At 39.6% G+C, this 18,047-nt stretch carries 18 protein-coding genes; 3 read left to right on the top strand and 15 right to left on the bottom strand.

Going from position 1 to position 18,047, the window contains the following annotated elements:
• Positions 1-5 precede the first annotated feature (5 nt).
• Positions 6-485: an orange carotenoid protein N-terminal domain-containing protein gene (locus ACE1CC_RS05950; RefSeq protein WP_413269553.1), complete on the bottom strand. Its 480-nt coding sequence runs from the start codon at positions 483-485 to the stop codon at positions 6-8.
• Between the two features lie 130 nt (positions 486-615).
• Positions 616-1,656: a cobalamin biosynthesis protein CobW gene (gene cobW, locus ACE1CC_RS05955; protein ID WP_413269554.1), complete on the bottom strand. Its 1,041-nt coding sequence runs from the start codon at positions 1,654-1,656 to the stop codon at positions 616-618.
• A gap of 204 nt (positions 1,657-1,860) precedes the next feature.
• On the opposite strand from cobW, the gene ACE1CC_RS05960 reads away from it, so the two are divergent.
• The 3 genes from ACE1CC_RS05960 to ACE1CC_RS05970 all read left to right on the top strand — a co-directional run bounded on the left by ACE1CC_RS05960 (position 1,861) and on the right by ACE1CC_RS05970 (position 5,085).
• The gene (locus ACE1CC_RS05960) at positions 1,861-2,031 is read left to right on the top strand and encodes a hypothetical protein (protein WP_413269555.1); all 171 of its coding nucleotides are present in this window, start codon (positions 1,861-1,863) and stop codon (positions 2,029-2,031) included.
• A 98-nt stretch (positions 2,032-2,129) separates the two neighbouring features.
• Complete coding sequence (locus ACE1CC_RS05965; RefSeq protein WP_413269556.1) at positions 2,130-3,038, top strand: FecR family protein; 909 nt, start codon at positions 2,130-2,132, stop codon at positions 3,036-3,038.
• 175 nt (positions 3,039-3,213) lie between these two features.
• The gene (locus ACE1CC_RS05970; RefSeq protein WP_413269557.1) at positions 3,214-5,085 is read left to right on the top strand and encodes a CHASE2 domain-containing protein; all 1,872 of its coding nucleotides are present in this window, start codon (positions 3,214-3,216) and stop codon (positions 5,083-5,085) included.
• Between the two features lie 125 nt (positions 5,086-5,210).
• On the opposite strand, the gene ACE1CC_RS05975 is transcribed toward ACE1CC_RS05970, so the two are convergent.
• The 13 genes from ACE1CC_RS05975 to ACE1CC_RS06035 all read right to left on the bottom strand — a co-directional run bounded on the left by ACE1CC_RS05975 (position 5,211) and on the right by ACE1CC_RS06035 (position 18,044).
• A complete protein-coding gene (locus tag ACE1CC_RS05975) occupies positions 5,211-5,873 on the bottom strand; it encodes a hypothetical protein (protein ID WP_413269558.1) in 663 nt (220 codons plus the stop codon).
• Positions 5,874-5,941: 68 nt separating this feature from the next.
• Positions 5,942-6,538 (bottom strand): HAD family hydrolase, encoded by a 597-nt coding sequence (locus ACE1CC_RS05980; protein WP_413269559.1) that lies wholly within the window; start codon positions 6,536-6,538, stop codon positions 5,942-5,944.
• Positions 6,539-6,637: 99 nt separating this feature from the next.
• Complete coding sequence (locus ACE1CC_RS05985) at positions 6,638-6,961, bottom strand: antibiotic biosynthesis monooxygenase family protein (RefSeq protein ID WP_413269560.1); 324 nt, start codon at positions 6,959-6,961, stop codon at positions 6,638-6,640.
• Between the two features lie 339 nt (positions 6,962-7,300).
• Complete coding sequence (locus ACE1CC_RS05990; protein ID WP_413269561.1) at positions 7,301-8,311, bottom strand: dihydroorotate dehydrogenase-like protein; 1,011 nt, start codon at positions 8,309-8,311, stop codon at positions 7,301-7,303.
• A gap of 107 nt (positions 8,312-8,418) precedes the next feature.
• Entirely contained in the window at positions 8,419-12,078 is a 3,660-nt protein-coding gene (gene nifJ / locus ACE1CC_RS05995; RefSeq protein ID WP_413269562.1) for a pyruvate:ferredoxin (flavodoxin) oxidoreductase, read from the bottom strand.
• Positions 12,079-12,654: 576 nt separating this feature from the next.
• Positions 12,655-12,783 carry a hypothetical protein gene (locus tag ACE1CC_RS06000; protein WP_413269563.1) on the bottom strand — a complete coding sequence of 43 codons (129 nt, stop codon included), beginning with the start codon at positions 12,781-12,783 and terminating at the stop codon, positions 12,655-12,657.
• 89 nt (positions 12,784-12,872) lie between these two features.
• Positions 12,873-13,487, bottom strand: coding sequence for a CP12 domain-containing protein (locus ACE1CC_RS06005; protein WP_413269564.1), 615 nt, complete (start codon positions 13,485-13,487; stop codon positions 12,873-12,875).
• A gap of 69 nt (positions 13,488-13,556) precedes the next feature.
• Entirely contained in the window at positions 13,557-13,775 is a 219-nt protein-coding gene (locus ACE1CC_RS06010) for a P-loop NTPase family protein (protein ID WP_413269565.1), read from the bottom strand.
• Between the two features lie 227 nt (positions 13,776-14,002).
• Positions 14,003-14,488 carry a hydrogenase maturation protease gene (locus tag ACE1CC_RS06015; protein WP_413269566.1) on the bottom strand — a complete coding sequence of 162 codons (486 nt, stop codon included), beginning with the start codon at positions 14,486-14,488 and terminating at the stop codon, positions 14,003-14,005.
• A gap of 30 nt (positions 14,489-14,518) precedes the next feature.
• Positions 14,519-15,685 (bottom strand): SpoIIE family protein phosphatase, encoded by a 1,167-nt coding sequence (locus tag ACE1CC_RS06020; RefSeq protein ID WP_459563810.1) that lies wholly within the window; start codon positions 15,683-15,685, stop codon positions 14,519-14,521.
• On the bottom strand, positions 15,672-16,190 hold the full coding sequence (locus tag ACE1CC_RS06025; protein ID WP_413269568.1) for a PAS domain-containing protein: 519 nt from the start codon (positions 16,188-16,190) through the stop codon (positions 15,672-15,674). The genes ACE1CC_RS06020 and ACE1CC_RS06025 overlap by 14 nt, the downstream gene beginning before the upstream one ends.
• 15 nt (positions 16,191-16,205) lie before the next feature.
• On the bottom strand, positions 16,206-16,460 hold the full coding sequence (locus ACE1CC_RS06030; protein ID WP_413269569.1) for a (2Fe-2S) ferredoxin domain-containing protein: 255 nt from the start codon (positions 16,458-16,460) through the stop codon (positions 16,206-16,208).
• A 156-nt stretch (positions 16,461-16,616) separates the two neighbouring features.
• Positions 16,617-18,044, bottom strand: a complete 1,428-nt coding sequence (locus tag ACE1CC_RS06035; protein ID WP_413269570.1) for a Ni/Fe hydrogenase subunit alpha — start codon at positions 18,042-18,044, stop codon at positions 16,617-16,619.
• Between the last annotated feature and the right edge of the window lie 3 nt (positions 18,045-18,047).

Below are 18,047 nucleotides of genomic sequence, written 5' to 3' on the forward strand. Positions count from 1 at the left end.
CTGTGCTAAATTCGAGAACCGCCCGCTGGTTCTGTTCCCATTGGTAAAACTGATCCCCGCAGAAAATCAATTTGTTCTTGGAAACTTAAGCCTTCAATTCTGCCTAATAAGTCTTTTCCTGCTTGGGGAAGTTCATAGTTAGGAGGCATGGGGATAATAGTAGCGTTCTCCATTCCTTGCGCTAAGAAATACCAGAAAGCTAATTTTGTTTCGGGACTCAAAGAACCATATTCGCGGCTAATTTGAGTGTTAGCTTTGGTGGCGATATCGCGCATTACTTGCAATTGTTCTTGATGGGGAAGTGCTTTAACTTGGTTGAACAAACCTTGAGCAATTTCCGATCCAGAAGCGCCGGGAGCGGCTGGTGTAATTGATTTTCCAAGCTTGGTGTAAACAACCCAAAGTAATCCCAATTGGTCGTCTACATTCAAGTTTTTTAGTGCTTCTTTACCTTGGTCGTAAGCGCTTATATTGCTGACTGTCATTGGTGTTTTGCTGATTGTTAACGAACATTTACATATTGAAACAAACAGCAAGATTAATACCCCTACAAAAGGACAGAGACTTTGCAGGGGATCAAAGAAAAGCAAGTCTTTCTCAAGACAGATGAAGGTTTTAAACGGCGATTTTTTCCAGTTCAGCGGTGATTTCTGTGGTTTCTAAATCTCGCCCAATTAGGACTAATTTGGTTTGTCTTGGTTCGGTTTTTTGCCAAGGTCGATCGTAAAAGTATTCTAAGCGATCGCCAACTCCCTGTAATACTAAACGCATGGGTTTGTTCGGCACGGAAACAAAGCCTTTAATCCGATAAATCTCTAATTTTTGCACTAGGTTTTGTAATTTATCGACTAATGTTTGGGGTTGGAAGTTGCCTTCTAAAACAAAGTGAACTGAGTTAATTTTATCGTCGTGTTCGTGTTCTTCTTCTGTGTCATGGTGACTGGGACGAGTTTCTAAATTATCTTCAACTGCGGCATTAAAACCTAGCAGTAATTCGGGATTTATTTCGCCTTGTTTACAAGGAACTAACTTGACAGCAGAACGTAATTGTTGTTTTAACCATTTCTCAACTTGAGTTTGAGTTTGGTTGTCTAGTTGGTCAACTTTACTGAGCAATACTAAGTCAGCACAGGCTAATTGGTCTTCAAATAATTCTTCGATCGGTGTTTCATGATCTAAATTGGGATCGGCTTGTCTTTGAGTATTTAAAGCGTCGAGATCGCCAACTAAATTTCCTGAAGCAAGGGCTTGGCAGTCTACTACTGTAATGACACCATCAACGGTAGCACCTGTGCGAATTTCGGGCCAACGGAATGCTTGAATTAAGGGTTTAGGTAAGGCTAATCCTGATGTTTCAATTAAGATACAGTCTAAGTTTTCCCGACGTTTTAATAATTCTTGCATTGTGGGCAAAAATTCTTCTTGAACGGTGCAACAAAGACAACCGTTAGTAAGTTCGACAATGTTGTTATTGGCTTCCTCTTCATCACAAACTTGACAGGAACGTATTAATTCTCCATCTATTCCGAGTTCGCCAAATTCATTGACGATTACGGCAATTTTTCGACCTTGATTATTTTGTAATAAATGGCGAATTAAAGTGGTTTTACCACTGCCGAGAAATCCGGTAATAACTGTAACGGGGATTTTGTGCATTTTTGGTTATTGGTCATTGGTCATTAGTCATTAGTTCTAGGTTAAGAACTACTCTTTGATATTACATCTAACTGTTAACAAATGACTAATGACTAATGACTAATGACTAATGACGACTAACTGATTAGGACTAAACTGAGGATGGGAATCATGCTAAGTTGTGGTGGGAATTTTTGCTGATGGGAAAAGCTGGAAGCTGAAGCGGTGGAAATTTTATACAGTGAAAGAGAATTTATGGGCATAATTTTTTCCTCACAGAGCGATCGCACAATCACTGTTGATGGGTATTCTGATTACAGTAGCTACCTGGCGACAGTATCAACTGAGCTTCGGTATTTTACCGCACTGTTAGTTGTTTGGGAAAGTGTCGAGTAACATTTTTATTCATAAATGTTGCAAATTGTTTTCTCAAGGTCGTCTGTTGTGGAACTATTATGATTGATTTAGCTTCAGCATATTTGTAGATTGAAAAAATGAGGAATCCTGTCAATTTGTTTAGATCATCTAGGGCGGCAATCTTAGCTTTTTTGTTATTAGCAGGTATTTTAGTTGCCGTTTCGCTTCCGGTTTTTGCTGGCGGCCCTCCCCGGCGAAGTCAACAACAAATCAGTCAAGAACGTTTTTTGGAATGTACTGAGGTTAGTGGCGATGTGACTTATTACAATAATGGTTTTCTCAAGCAAGTACAACGTCAAGCAAAAGTTGGCGATCGCATTTCTCGTCCAGGCCAAGGAATTAGAACTGGCGGTAATTCTAGTGCCACTTTAGCAACTGATAATGGAATTGCTAATAGTAGAATGTCACAAAATTCTAATTTGTCAATTAGAAATTTGGGTAGGCAACCTAATGGTGCTACTACTACGGAATTAAGGATGAATCAAGGGCAAGTTCGCTCAAAAGTGCGCCGTTTTACAAATCCTAGATCTAATTTTACAATTCAAACACCTACTGGGGTTGCTGGTGTCAGAGGAACGGATTTTATCGTCATAGTTCAGCCGGATGGCGAAACACAAGTTATCACAGTTGAAGGGTCAGTAGCAGTTAGTGGAGGAAAGCAAAATCAGCAGGTTACGGAAGAAGTTAATGCGGGAAATTATGCGATCGTTAGACCAGGAAATCCACCGACAAAGCCTGCTTCATTTAATGGTGATGCCAGAGTTAGTTTAGAACTTTTACCAGCACCGGAAACTGGTAAAGTCCGGGTAAGTGGTGTGGTAAATCCGATTAATTCTGTTTTTCTGGAAGGGCAGAGTTTGCCAGTTAGTCCTACGGGTGAATTTGAAGCTGTTGTTTCTTTCCCTGCACAAGGAGTTCTGAGATTACTGGTGCGTACTCCTTTAGGTGAAGAACAAGTTTATGAGTTGAAATTACCGGAAAATTAGAGATAATGGACTTAGTTAAAAATGCAAAATAACCAATCAAATTTTGCATTTAATCGTCAGGGTTGCATTGAGATTGCCAATTTAAGATGTGAGATTGCCAATTAATAATATGAGGCGATTTAACATCTTAACTTGAGAAAAATCGGGGTTTACCAGCAATTTCAAAGTAGTAATTATGCTATCTAAACAATTAATTTGTGGACTGCGCCGTTACTTTTGCCATAGTTCGCCCTGGCTGACTGGTGCAGCAGCGACAATTATATCTTTGGGAATGTGGCAATTAAATGCTTGGCAACCTTTGGAAAGAGTGGGTTACAAATTGCTATTTCAAATTCGCGAAACGGGGGTTTTATCTCAACAGGAATGGGATAAAAGAATTGTTGTGATTGCGATCGATGAAAAGAGTTTGCAGAAATATGGTCAATTTCCTTGGCAACGCGATCGCTATATTCCCCTGTTGAATGCTTTACAAAAATCTCGTCCAACGGCAATTGGATTTGATATTAAATTTGTCGATCGTAGTGATAAAGATGCTGAGTTTGCGAAAGCGATCGAGCAAACTGGTAATGTAGTATTAGCCAGAGCATGGGACGATCAAGGAAAGCCACTGGTACCTGTACCAGAATTAAGTGAAGCTGCTAGCGATCAAGGACATATTTCCCGTCAAGTTGATGGCGATGGCATTACTCGTCAAGCCCCAATTTGGATAAATAGCGAAGATTTTTCTCTTCCTAGTTTGGGTTTGACAATGATTGAAGTTTACAATTTAAATCAGACAAAACAACCTATTTCTCTACCACAACCTATAAATCAACAATTTCAAAACATCTGGTTAAATTGGCCTGCAACTGTAGTTTCTTCTGTTAATAATCCCCAAAAATCATCTCCAACAACTTATTCTTTCGTGGATGTCGCGGAAGGTAGAATACCTAGTGATAAATTTACTGATAAATTTGTGTTAGTTGGGTTTACTGCCTTAGCGTTAAACGATCCATTGCGAACACCTTACAACTCAGAACCTCCGACATCTGGAGTTTACTTTCATGCAGCAGTAATTGATAATTTGATCAATAAAACATGGTTAAAAAAATTACCTGATGGTCAGGAGTTTTATCTACTAGTTTTGTTAGCATTTGGGGCTAGTTGTCTATTTTTTGGCAGTGATTTAAAGACTAGAATAATTTTAATTGTTATCTTACCGATCGCTTGGTTTGGAATTGCTAATGTAGTATTTGCTTTTTATCAATGGTGGATACCGATCGCCGCCCCAATTGGCACAATATTAATAGCAGCAGTTGGTTTACAGTTGCGAGAACAGTATGAAAAACAACAATTAATGAGCTTATTTGCCAAGCACGTTTCACCGGAAACAGCCCAATTAATTTGGCAGCGCAAAGAAGAAATAATCGAAGATGGAAAACTGCAAGCGCAAGAATTAATAGCTACTGTATTATTTATGGATATTCGGGGGTTTACTACTATTTCTGAAAACTTGAAACCGCGAGAATTACTCAGTTGGCTAAATCAATATTTAGATGTTATGACTAATTGTATTATGGATCATGGTGGGGTGGTAGATAAATATATCGGAGATGCAATTATGGCGGTTTTTGGTGTGCCTTTTCCCAACACAAAACCAGAGGGAATTCGCCAAGATGCGCTAAATGCGATCGCCGCTTCTATTGCTATGCACAGCCGCTTAAGACAACTAAATAAACGCTTAAAATCCCAAGGTAAACCTGTAATTGAATTTGGCATTGGGATTCACACAGGAATGTTAATTGCTGGGAGTGTGGGAGGAACAAGACGCTTAAATTATTCCGTAGTTGGAGATACGGTTAACGTAGCATCTCGACTAGAATCAATGAATAAAGAATTAACGGCTGATAAACCATTCAAAATATTATTAACAGATGAAACTTTTAGTTATGTTAGCGATCGCTACCGAGGGGAACAAGTAAAAACCATCCAACTTCGCGGTAGACAACAAGAAACCATGATTTACACTATTCTAGGTAAAAAGAAACGTTCGTTGTCAGGACTTTAGTCTTAGAAAGCACTCAATACTGCTCGGTTAACGATTTTCCCCTTTGTAGGGGCGAAGCATTCGGACAGAAAATTTAGGGTTTGAGTCATAAATTGTCGCCCGAATGCTTCGCCCCTACTCTTAACTTAAATACTTTCATTAAGATACACTGTCATTTGTTGTACCCGAATTCCTAAAGGTTGCCAATTAGGATTTGATGAAGTGAAAGTGCCATCTCCCATAACTGCTTGATACTGTCGAGGAAATTTTTTCGCTGCATCAGGTGCAGGTGCTACCTGTAAGTTTAATTTGCCTTTATAATTCGATAATTTGGTATTTTCCAGCAAAATTGTACCGCTATAATCCCAAGCAAGTCCGTAAAGTTTAAACTCACCTAATTGTTTTCTTAATTCTGCAAGGGAAGTGCCTATACCGATGCCTTGAGGCGTTTTCCAAGCTGAACCAAAATCCCGAATAGTAGCAGGTCTAGTGCGTTTTTCATCCGCCCAAACTACTGTAAATGACCGTTCTTGTCCCAGGTTAACGCGAGTAGCAGGAAATTTCCCCATTCCTTCAGGGCCAAAAATTGTTTTGTCTTGCAAACTTGACGCGCCAAACAGTTTAGTTAATTCTTGACGGCTGGTATTTTTAGTAATTGGGCCAACTCTTTCTCCGGGAATTACTAAGGTGTCTCTTAATGGGTTAGTTTGGGTAATTGTAAATTGCTGGTTTGGGCTTTTAGCTACTGCTAAATAATTGCTTGAGTAACCAATTAGTAATGATAATCCAACAATTACGAGGTGTTTCATAGTTTGATCTAATCGTTTTAACTTTTAGATGTAAAACTCTAGGGTTTTGTTCCCATTAATTAGTGAAGTTAAATAAGCTGTAGGAGAAACTGATTATTTCCCCTGTAAAGATGTGTGTTATATCCTACTGTCTTGGCTTGGGAAATATTATTGGGAGAATCATCAACTAGTAAACAGTCTGCTGGTTGAAAGTTGTTTTCCTGAAGTGGTAAGTAGTAAAATCCTAATCCGGCTTCTTTTACTAAGTTGCGATCGCTAGAAAAATACAATCCATCAAAATAAGCTTTTAAGTCTAAGCTTTCTTCAATTAGCTGTGTTTTATCAATGCCACTATCGGAAATAATTCCTAAAAAATACCGCTTTTTTAGTTCGGGTATGATCTGCCATAATCCCTGATTTAAGTCGATAGTTAACAAGCTTTGTTTGGCTAATGCTACATCAGTTGGGTCAAAGCGATCGGCAATAAATTGTCCCCAAAACTCTGCCGGAGTAATGTCACCTGCAAGGTATTCTATTTCAAGCGGAAAATAGTGCTTTCGTAGGCTTAAAGGATCGTTTAATTGCTTGAGTTTTGCTGTTTCTGTTGCTGCTAAAATCTGATAAACTAATCTGATAGAACGTTTATCTAAGACTCCATGATAGTCGAAGTAAATTGCTTTAATCATTGAAGTGGCGATCGGTTTTATCAATTGATTAACAATTTAAGTCAAAGAAAATCTGAGACTTTCTTTGACCAAAAAAACTTTGTTAGTTAAATCAAAAAATCACTCTTTTGGTAACATTTCGCTGACAACTTCATAAAAGTCTGTTACGGGCGTAGCAGCAAACAAAGGTGACATTTGTTTCAAAATTTCTTGATAGGCTTCCGATTGATTTTCGCCCATATCTTGTTCGCTTTCCCAAAAGATTATGGCAATACCTTTATCAGTGTTGGGAATTTGTAACAAATATGCGCCCTGAAAACCATGATCGTAAGTAGAAATTGCTTTTTCGTAAAGTTGTTTAGCTTCTTCAAATTTACCAGGTTTGAATTCTCCTACAGCTACGTAGGCAAACTTATGTCGCAAAAAGTCTAGAAATTCTGACATATTCTACTCCTCTTTTTGTGGGCAATGCACAAAGTTTAAGTTTAGCTTACAAGTGTAATTTGGTGAAGTGCTGACGGGTAAAGTTTTTTTTTCACCACAGATGTCCACAGATGAACACAGATGAAAACAGATGTTTTTATTGTTGGTGGCGAAAGTTTTTTTATAACGCAGATGAACCGCAGATGAACGCAGATGAACGCAGATGTTTTTTAGAGATTTTTTGATTTTCGCAAAGGTTTGGCTCTTAATTAAAATTAACGTCTTTTGCGTTTCGCTTCTACCTTCTATAAGAAATTCCCAGGTTTTTTTAATTGCCTGGGAATTCAAAAAACCTAACTATTATGAGAGAGCAATAGCAGGTTTGTAAGTTTGAACTGCTCGCATATATTGAGCGCGTTCAAAGGCTGATTCGTCTGGACAATTGATTTGACTCATGCTACCAATCATCTGTTTGACTGATTCATATTCATGTTCGATCATCCAGTGTTTCATTTCGTTTTCAATGTCGCGAATATGGGCGATTCCATGACGCATTAATACTGAACAAATTTGGGTGATTTTTGCTCCAGCCATGAGCATTTTAATCACTTCTTGTCCTTTGTGAATCCCGCCTGTTGCCGCTAATTCTGGGCTAATTCTTCCGTACAAAATCGCTATCCAACGCATCGGTAAACGCATGGCTTGGGGTGTACTTAAAAGAACGTTTGGGCGAACTTCTAAGTCTTCAATGTCAATGTCTGGTTGATAGAAACGGTTGAATAAAACCAGTCCATCTGCACCTGCTTCTTCCAGTCGTTTTGCCATGTATGCCATGTTGCTGAAGAAAGGACTTAATTTGACAGCAACGGGAATTGTTACGGCTGATTTTACGGCGCGAACAATGTCAATATAATTTTGTTCGACTTGTGCGCCACTCATGTTGAAATCAGTAGGCACATAATAGATGTTTAATTCGAGTGCATCTGCGCCTGCTTGTTGGATTTGGCTGGCAAAATCTGTCCATCCGCCGATCGTGCTACCGTTAAGACTGGCGATAACCGGAATATCAACCATTTGTTTGGCGCGGCGAATATGATTTAAATATTCTTCTGTGCCAACGTGGAAAATTTCTGGTTCGGGAAAATAGGTGAGTGCTTCGGCAAAAGATTCGGAATGATAAGTTAGGTGATGGTGTAATTCTTCCCGTTCTTGCCGAATTTGTTCTTCAAACAAAGAGTGCAAAACTACTGCACCTGCACCCGCATCTTCCATTTTTCTAATGTTGTCTACATTCTCGGTGAGGGGTGCTGCGGCTGAAGGTACAATAGGCGATCGCAACGTTAATCCCAAATAATTAGTAGTTAAATCCATTCTATTTCTCCTAATAAATCAGGCAACCTTTCGGAACTGAAAGTTAAAGACTGGGGATTGGGGATGACAGGCAAGATGCCTGTCCTACGGGTTCCCCTGCCTTTCAATTAACCTTTTAACGCTTCGGGTTTTCCGCCTGTTGTTTCTTCGCCTGTGTCGGAACTTTCACCTTTTTTGCTATGACCATTATGACCGTTGCCGTTAGTAGTATGTAATTGACGGGCGGCTAAATATTGGTACATTTCCCAACGAGAATTTACGTCTTGTTGTGCTTCTTGAAGTAGCCGTTTTGCTTGTTCCGGTTTGCTAGCTGTTAACATCTTAAACCGGGTTTCAGCATACATATATTGCTCGAGCGGAAGTTTCGGCGATCGACTGTCTAATTGCAGCGGGTTTTCACCTTTAATTGCTCGTTCTGGATTGAAACGATACAATAGTTTGGCACCAGATTCTACTGCTGCTTTTTGTTGCTGCATACCAGTGGTCATGTTAATACCATGAGCAATACAGTGAGAGTAGGCAATAATTAATGATGGGCCGTCGTAAGCTTCTGCTTCTAAGAATGCTTTCAATGTATGTTCATCTCTTGCGCCCATTGCTACGTTAGCAACATAAACATTGCCGTAAGTCATAGCAATTAAACCCAGGTCTTTCTTAGCAGCAGGTTTACCAGCAGCGGCGAATTTTGCTACTGCACCACGCGGGGTTGCTTTGGACATTTGTCCGCCAGTATTTGAGTAAACTTCGGTGTCCAAAACTAAGATATTTACGTTACGTCCGCTAGCAATTACGTGGTCTAATCCGCCGTAACCAATATCATAAGCCCAACCGTCTCCACCGATGATCCAAACACTCTTCTTGACGAGATAATCTGCGAGAGATTTTAGTTGTTTGGCTTTGGATTTAACGCTGTTATCCGATGCTGAATTAATTACTTCGTCTAAGCGTTGTTTTAAGGCTGCAACTTTTTCCCGTTGTTCCCAAATGTCGGCTTCGTTCTTTTGTTCGTTGTTGAGGATTTCGGTTACTAAAGTTTCGCCAATTTCGCTGGCTAATTTCTTCAGTAATTCGACGGCAAATTCGGTTTGTTTGTCGATCGATACGCGGAAACCTAAACCAAATTCGGCGTTGTCTTCAAACAAGGAATTCGACCAAGCTGGGCCTCTTCCTTCGGCATTTTGTGCCCAAGGTGTTGTGGGTAAGTTACCACCATAAATTGAGGAACAACCTGTGGCGTTGGCAACTACCATGCGATCGCCAAATAACTGACTAACTAATTTCAAGTAAGGTGTTTCACCACATCCACCGCAAGCACCTGAGAACTCAAACAAAGGTTCTTGCATTTGTTGTTGATTAATCTTGTTCAACTTCAATTCGCGGCGGTCAGGATTTGGCAGATTTAAGAAGTAATCCCAATTCTCCCGTTCTGGTTCTCTTAATGGCAATTGTTCTGCCATATTAATCGCTTTCAGTTTCGGTTGAGATTTATTCTTCGCTGGGCAAACATCCACACAAACACCGCAACCTGTACAATCTTCTGGTGCTACTTGAATGGTGAATTTTAAGCCTTTCCAATCGTGGTCTTTAGCGTTGGTACTCTTGAAGGTTTCTGGTGCGTTTTCTAATTCGCTGGGTTCGTAAACTTTGCTGCGAATTACGCTGTGTGGACATACCATCACGCACTTACCACATTGCACGCAAACATCGGGGTCCCAAACAGGAATTTCTTCGCAAATATTGCGTTTTTCCCATTTCGATGTTGCTGTGGGATAAGTACCATCAATTGGCATGGCGCTAACCGGAAGTTCGTCGCCTTTCTTAGCAATAATTTGACCTAATACTTCGCGTACAAATGCGGGTGCTGTGTCGGGTACTGGTGGACGGAGAACTATTTCGCTATCTATTTGATCAGGAACTTTAACTTCAAATAAATTATCCAGACTATTGTCGATCGCTTTCATGTTTTTCTCGACAATTTCTGGTCCTTTCTTACCGTAGGTTTTCTTAACGGATTTCTTGATTTGGGCGATCGCTTCTTCTCTTGGTAACACTCCCGAAAGGGCAAAGAAGCAAACTTGCATTACTGTATTAATCCTTCCTGCCATGCCGCTTTCTCTAGCAACTTTGTTGGCATCGGAAACGAATAATTTCAGTTTTTTGTTGATGATGGTTTCTTGGACCGATCGCGGTAATTTACTCCAAACTTCTTCCGGCCCAAAAGGACTATTTAACAGGAATGTTGCCCCAGGTTTAGCAATATGCAACATTTCAAACTGTTCTAAAAATCCCCACTGGTGACAAGCTACAAAATTAGCTTGACTGACTAAATAAATTGAGCGAATTGGATTTGGCCCAAAGCGCAAGTGAGATACTGTTACCGATCCAGATTTCTTCGAGTCGTAAACAAAATAACCTTGGGCGTAGTTGTCAGTTTCTTCGCCAATAATTTTGATTGAATTCTTGTTCGCGCCAACGGTTCCATCAGCACCTAAACCATAGAATACTGCTCGAACTACGCTATCTGGTTCTATGCTAAACTCTGGGTCAAATTCTAAGCTGGTGTGGGTAACGTCGTCGTTAATTCCCACTGTAAAATGATTCTTCGGTTCGGCAACAGCGAGATTATCATACACAGCTTTAATCATCGCTGGAGTGAATTCTTTGGATGATAAACCGTAGCGTCCACCGACTACTTTAATGCCTGTCCGATTTTCTTCGGTTAAGGCAGTAATTACATCTAAATAGAGAGGTTCGCCACCTGCGCCCGGTTCTTTGCAACGGTCTAAAACTGCGATACTCTTAACAGTTTCGGGTAATGCTGCTACTAAGCGTTTGGCATCCAACGGGCGATACAATCTAACTTTTAATACGCCAACTTTTTGATTTACATTGTTGAGATAGTCGGCGGTTTCATGGGCGGCATCGCAACCAGAACCCATTAAAATAATCACTCTTTCCGCTGCGGGATCGCCGTGATATTCAAACAGTTGATATTGCCGTCCAGTTAGTTTGGCAAAATCATTCATTGCCTTTTCGGTAATGTCTACACAAGCTGTATAAAATGGGTTAACTGTTTCCCTTGCTTGGAAGTAAACGTCGGGGTTTTGTGCAGTTCCTCTTAATACTGGTCGATCGGGTGATAAGGCTCTTTCGCGATGAGCAAATACTAACTCGTCGGGAATTAGCGATCGCATATCATCTTCGGTCAACAATTCTAATTTTTGTACTTCGTGAGAAGTGCGGAATCCGTCGAAGAAATGTAAGAAAGGAATCCGTGATTCTAAACTAGCTGCTGTAGAAATTAAAGCGAAATCATGTGCTTCTTGTACTGATGCGGAACACAACATGGCAAAGCCAGTGGAACGCGCTGACATCACATCGCTATGATCGCCAAAAATCGAAAGTCCTTGAGCAGCTAAACTACGGGCGGCAATATGAAATACTGTAGGCGTTAATTCGCCAGCAATCTTATACATATTCGGGATCATTAATAATAATCCCTGAGATGCCGTGAATGTTGTTGTTAACGAGCCCGTTTGTAGCGCCCCGTGAACTGCACCAGCAACGCCACCTTCGCTTTGCATTTCTACTACTGATGGCACTGTTCCCCAAATGTTGGGTTTATTTTCTGATGTCCAGGCATCCGACCATTCTGCCATCGGTGAAGAAGGCGTAATCGGATAAATGGCAATTACTTCATTTAAACGGTAAGCGACATAAGCTACTGCCTCGTTACCGTCGATCGTTGCATAAGTTCTTGTAGTCATTATCTCAAACCTTTGTTAGCCACTAGGTTTTGCTTGTTTTTTTACAGAATTCCGTTGGTATTTTTTCTCTGCCTAAATTCTGTAAGCCTTGTTTATCTTTGGCTAAAATCACCCATATTTTTAGTCACCACACTGTTGAAACAGGTGATTATTAAGCCTTATTAAAACAACTTTGTAGTTGCTTTTTCTATTGATAAACCAGGTACGAAATCAACCCAATCCTTTACTCATAAGCATTAACGGAGAATTTTTTCTCAGGGTAGTTCCCTTATTGCTCCTTCTTTTATCATCTAACCAAAGATGGATTATGGGGACAACTTTTTAGTATTTTTTAACGCTGCATCAAGATTTGGTAACAATTTATAATATTCACAGAAATAAATGTAATCTTTGCAACGATCGCTTGCTGAGAATTAATAAACTGATTAATAAACTGAGAGGAGAATAACCACTCTGATAAATATACAAGTTAATTTAGTCTGATTTGCTACTAATTGCAGCTAAATCTCTCAGTGTTTATTCGGCTGCTTCTTGGTCATCAATAAAGGCGCAAAGCTTACATAAATAAGCAGATAATCATCTATTTTGGGCTTTGGGAACGTAGGCGAGATTAACTTCTTTAATCACACTGCCAAAGCTAACTCTGCCAGTTTTTGTTCCAGAATCGTCACCGTTAATACCCTTTGGGTATTTATGATTAGTCATTTCTGCTTATTTATAAGTCTTTGGTAATAGGTAATAGGTAATTTTTTCTTTACCTATTACCCGTTACCCATTACCCATTACCTACCTTATTAGACATCATACATCCGAGCTTCTAGAGCGTCTGGAAATTCCTCGCAATACTTGTCAAATGAAGTTTTTTCCAGTTTGCTAGCGCGTTGGTGGGCGGCTTCAGCTTCGAGTTCTTCAACGATATCCCAAGCAACAGCGCATTCTCTAGAATTTGGGCCTTTTTCTGCACAAATAGCACGGGCATTGGCAACTGCTTTTTGGATTTCCTCTTCAAGGAAATTTTGTTTGGGACGTTCTACAAAGTCACCTTTACTGAGAATATCAGTAATGGAAATTATGCCCATCAATTCATTTTTAATTACTGGCGCGATGCGAATGTTGGTATTAGCAAATAACCGCGCCACATATTCTACACCCAGGTCAGGATTGACCACAACGCAAGGCTTGGTCATAATTTCATAGACACGCACTTTTTTCGGGTCTAGACCAAAAGCTGCTACTTTGTAAACAATGTCACTATCTGTGACGATGCCGTAAGCATCTTGGTCGTGGCGACGCTCGACAATCAGAGTGTGCAACCCTTTTTCTCGCATCAATTTTACTGCTTCCTCTGCTGTCGATGAACCACGAATAGTGACGACTTCTTTGGTCATAATATCTGATGCTTTTAACATTTTTCTACCTCTAATTTGGATCAATCGCCATTAGTAATTATTCCTGAGAGATGAGTCTTTTGTCAAAAACTAATGGCTAAAAACATTAGTAGTAAATTGATGAGTAATGTGTTCTTCTAAACAACTATAAAAAGTTTCCATTTGCCAATCTGTACGAGCAGAAACTTCCAGGGTAGTTGCTTGAGGAACGACTCGTTTAATGTTGGCGATCGCTAATTCTCTGTTAAACTCTACCACTTCATCAATGTCAACTTTGTTAACATTTACGCTCTCAACAGTTTGAAACATGGTAGTATATTTTAACGGTTTATCTTCTCCCAGAGTTACTGATAGTTAACTAAGGTGTGAGTCCTCACTTACGATCATAAGCCGCAGAACCAACTAACATTACCGACCTTTTCAATAATTAACAATTGGATGCCTTTCAGGTTAATTTGGGCGATCGGTTTGCGATCGTGCGATAACATAAGCATTTTCCATTAAGCTAACTTCGGGCATTTGTAAAATTAAACTTCCTAATGATGAGTTTGCTGACGTAGGATAAAATCAATTTTTTCTAAAGCTTGAAAAACTCCTTGTTCTGCAACCGGAGAAAGAGTTTCTCCCATTTCAAAATTAACAGCTGGTACGTTAATACACCAAGCATGGGGATGGGAATTGTAGAGAGTTTGGGAAAGGGCGAGAAGCGATCGGGGATCGACATTATGGGTCATACTTTTTCCCGTTTCTTCTGCTTCTATTGTTAATACTTGCACCTCCTGAACATCGGGTAATTGACAAGCATCGACAAAAATTACACCATCAACATCTTTAATTGTGTCTGCTATTTCCGGCGTTAATTGATGCAAAGCTAAAGATTTAACATTTGGTACACCCCAAGCTTCTACTTCCTGAGCAACGCGAGGGCCAATGCCATCATCACTACGTAAATCGTTGCCGTAACCAATGACAATGAAAGACTTATTTAGAGTCTGTAATGTCGCGGAAAGATTAGAATTCATCTTATTAAAGGAAGATTACTAACTGTTATTTTAACAATACTCCACACTAACTTCCTTTTGTTTTGCTTGCAATATTTTTACTAATTCTTCTACCAAACTACGGCGAATTGAAATGTTTTTCGGCAAGAGGGGATTTTGATAAAAATCATTAATTTTCTGCCCCACTAAAAACAAGATAGAATCAGCATTTAAAATTTCTCTAGCTAACATTACTGCGCCATTACTATCTACTGGTAATCTTGATGGATCGCAGTTGCTATCTCTTAGGAGTTCGATCGCCTTAGAAATTGTTAATATGCCTTCTGTGACTAAATCTATTTCTTTTAATTTGCCGATCGGAGGCAGATCTTTTCGCATTGTAGCAATATCCATTTCAATAGTTTCACCCAGATATTTAGCCACAATATTACCTGTAGTACCACCACAAATTATCTTCCGTCCATCAAATTTTAATAATCTATCCACATAAGTTCTATCTTTAGTTTTTTCCAAAGGTGGGCCAGTAAATACCATTAAAGGATTCCGCCGCCGCAGATATAACCCCACAAATGTAGCATCATCTCCCATTTTCCCTCGGTAAAGAGAATGAGTTTCACTAATTACATGATGAACAATATTTCGGGCTGTATTCACTTGTCTAATAAACAATTCTTCAATATATTTAGAAATACTATCCCAACCCCAACCAAAGTTAAGAGTTTCTCCTAATCCAGCGTAAAGTACGCCATCACTAACAGCGCCCAAAAAATCCCCCCTTTCCAAATCACCCTCACAAAAGGTAATTTTCTTATCTAAAATTTGTTCTTTCTTTGATTCTAATTGAACTAACTTACCCTTCTTAAAATAGAGAATGGGAGGATTATCAAAATTAATTACTTTAAACTTATTAGTTTCGTGATCGATTTGAATCACCGTAAAGGTAGCGTAAGCAATCTTCCTTACCTGACAGATGGGTAAAGTGCCAATTACAGTTTTAATCACTTCTTCAAGTGGCACATCAGCATTCAACATTGTGATCAGAATTTCTGCCGTGAGAGTAGCGAGAATATTTGCTTTTACGCCACTTCCTAAACCATCAGACAACACAATAGTCGTTTTACTTCCAGCGCGGCGAAATTTGACTTTATCGCCGCAAAGTTCTTCCCCCTTTTTATTCAAACTGAGGTCGCAAATATCCAAAAAATTATCCATCTTCAGAAATCTCCCGTTCTAACATTTTGACTATTTTAAATAAGCTAACCTTGGTTTCTGCGGTAGTTTCACCTAGTAACCCAGCAATTTGTTGGACTACTTTCATTTGATTGTCTACCACTTCATTTACTTTAGCTAAGGTCTCACTTTTTAGCTTCATCATTTCTTTTTCGCGATGGATTTCATGGGTAATATCCACCATGATACAGGCGATCAAATCTTCATCTGGAATCGGAAAAATTACCTCTTTTACATACATATCAAGTTCCGAGTATTCTACTTCTGGAACTCGAATTACCTGTTTTTTTTCCCAGGCTTTTTGAAAATCTTTGACATCATTGAGAACTACTGTTGCTGGTTGACCAATGATCTCCTCTCGGTCTACTTGAAACATTCGACCAAATGCGGGATTAACCAGCGTAATTTGCATTGATTGATCGATCACAATTAAGCCGTTTGGGTCATATTCCCAGAGAAGTTCCCAAAGAGACTTTTCACTTTTTTTCAACACATTATTTCCTCGCTTTTAAACTATATTTGGCAAAATTTCTTCAGTGAATTTTTGCTCAATGTTATCTGGACTAATCTTGATAAATACCTTGTCTCGAAATTTCATGACGATGCCATCACTACAAGTTTCCAAGCAAAAGGAACCTTTTAACTCTACTTTGTCTTCTAAGTGATATTCGATAATCATACTTTGGAGTTTTGGCAATACTTCATAAACTCCTAATTGATGACAAGCAGAACCCATACAAAGGTATAAATTTTCTTTTTTCATATTCTTTGGGGACTGGGGACTAGGGACTAGGGATTGGGATTCCTTGTAAATTAAATATCCCCGAATTAATCAAGTTAAGTTATGTAGGGTGCGTCAGAATTGTAAAATTAGTATTTTCGCCTAAATTTGTCGTTTCTGACGCACCCTACCAAGCTGTTAATTACGATAAACTTCGTTAACAACTGTGCCATTTGCGGCGATTAATTCGATATGCAATGGCATTTGTCCAACTGCGTGAGTGGAACAACTTAAGCAAGGATCGAAAGCACGAATTCCTGCTTCGACACGGTTTAACATTCCTTCGGGAATTTCGTTTCCGTGAATGTAATGTTTAGCAATTTGGGTAACGGTTTTGTTCATTGCTAAATTATTTTGTCCGGTAGCAATAATTAGGTTAACTTTTTGAATTAAACCGTTTTCATCTACCTGATAATGGTGGAATAATGTGCCTCTTGGTGCTTCGCTAACACCAACTGCTTCTAAGTTATTAACACCTGCATCGGCGCGAACTCGACTAGAAACTACGTCGGGATCGTCTACTAATTGTTCAATTTTTTCGATCGCCGCCAATATCTCCACCAATCTCGCATAGTGATAAAAGAAAGAGGAGTTTGCAGCTTTTCCACCTGCGCGATCGCGAAATTCCAACAATTCTTTATCTGCTGCTGGCGTACCAATATTATTACAAACATTCAGTCTTGCTAATGGCCCTACACGATAAATTCCATCAGGATAACCTAAATCTTTGTAATAGGGAAACTTGAGGTAAGACCAAGTTTCCACTGCTTCACCAATGAAGTCTTTGTAATTATCTTCACTCAGTCCGTCAGCCACAATATTGCCTTCACTATCGACAAAACGTAGATGTCCGTCGTAATGTTCCCACTCGCCATTTTTGCCGACTAAACCCATATATAAAGATGGGAAAAGACCGAAAGCTTGGACTTCTGTTGTGAGATTATCTAACATCCCTTTAAACAGATTTAAAGCTAATTCTATGGTTTGGCGAGATTCGGGTAAGCGATCGCGAATCCAAGTCCTTCCTTCTTCGGAAAGAGGCGATCGCACACCACCTGGAACCGCCCAAGCTGCGTGAATTTTCCTCGCGCCTAACCATTCGATAATTTGTTGTCCAAACTGACGCAAACGAATACCTTTTCTGGCTAATTCTGCATCAGCGGCAATTAAACCAAACACATTTCTAGTTGCGGGATCGCTATCCCATCCTAACAAGAAATCGGGGCTACTGAGATGGAAAAAACTTAAAGCGTGAGACTGAGTAATTTGTGCCAAATTCATCATTCGGCGCAATTTGTCGGCTGCTGGCGGAATTTTTACGGCTAAAATTTTATCGCCAGTTTTTGCGGAAGCTAACAAGTGACTTACTGGACAAATACCACAAATTCTGGCTGTAATTCCTGCCATTTCACTCATCGGGCGACCTTCGCAGAACTTCTCAAAACCGCGAAATTCGACTACATGAAATCGGGCATCATCTACTTCGCCAGCATCATCTAAATAAATCGAAATTTTGGCGTGTCCTTCTATGCGCGTAACCGGGTCAATAACTACTGTTTTGGACATAAA

This window comes from Floridaenema aerugineum BLCC-F46 (assembly GCF_041929345.1).
In the GTDB taxonomy this organism is placed as follows: Bacteria; Cyanobacteriota; Cyanobacteriia; order Cyanobacteriales; family Aerosakkonemataceae; genus Floridanema; species Floridanema aerugineum.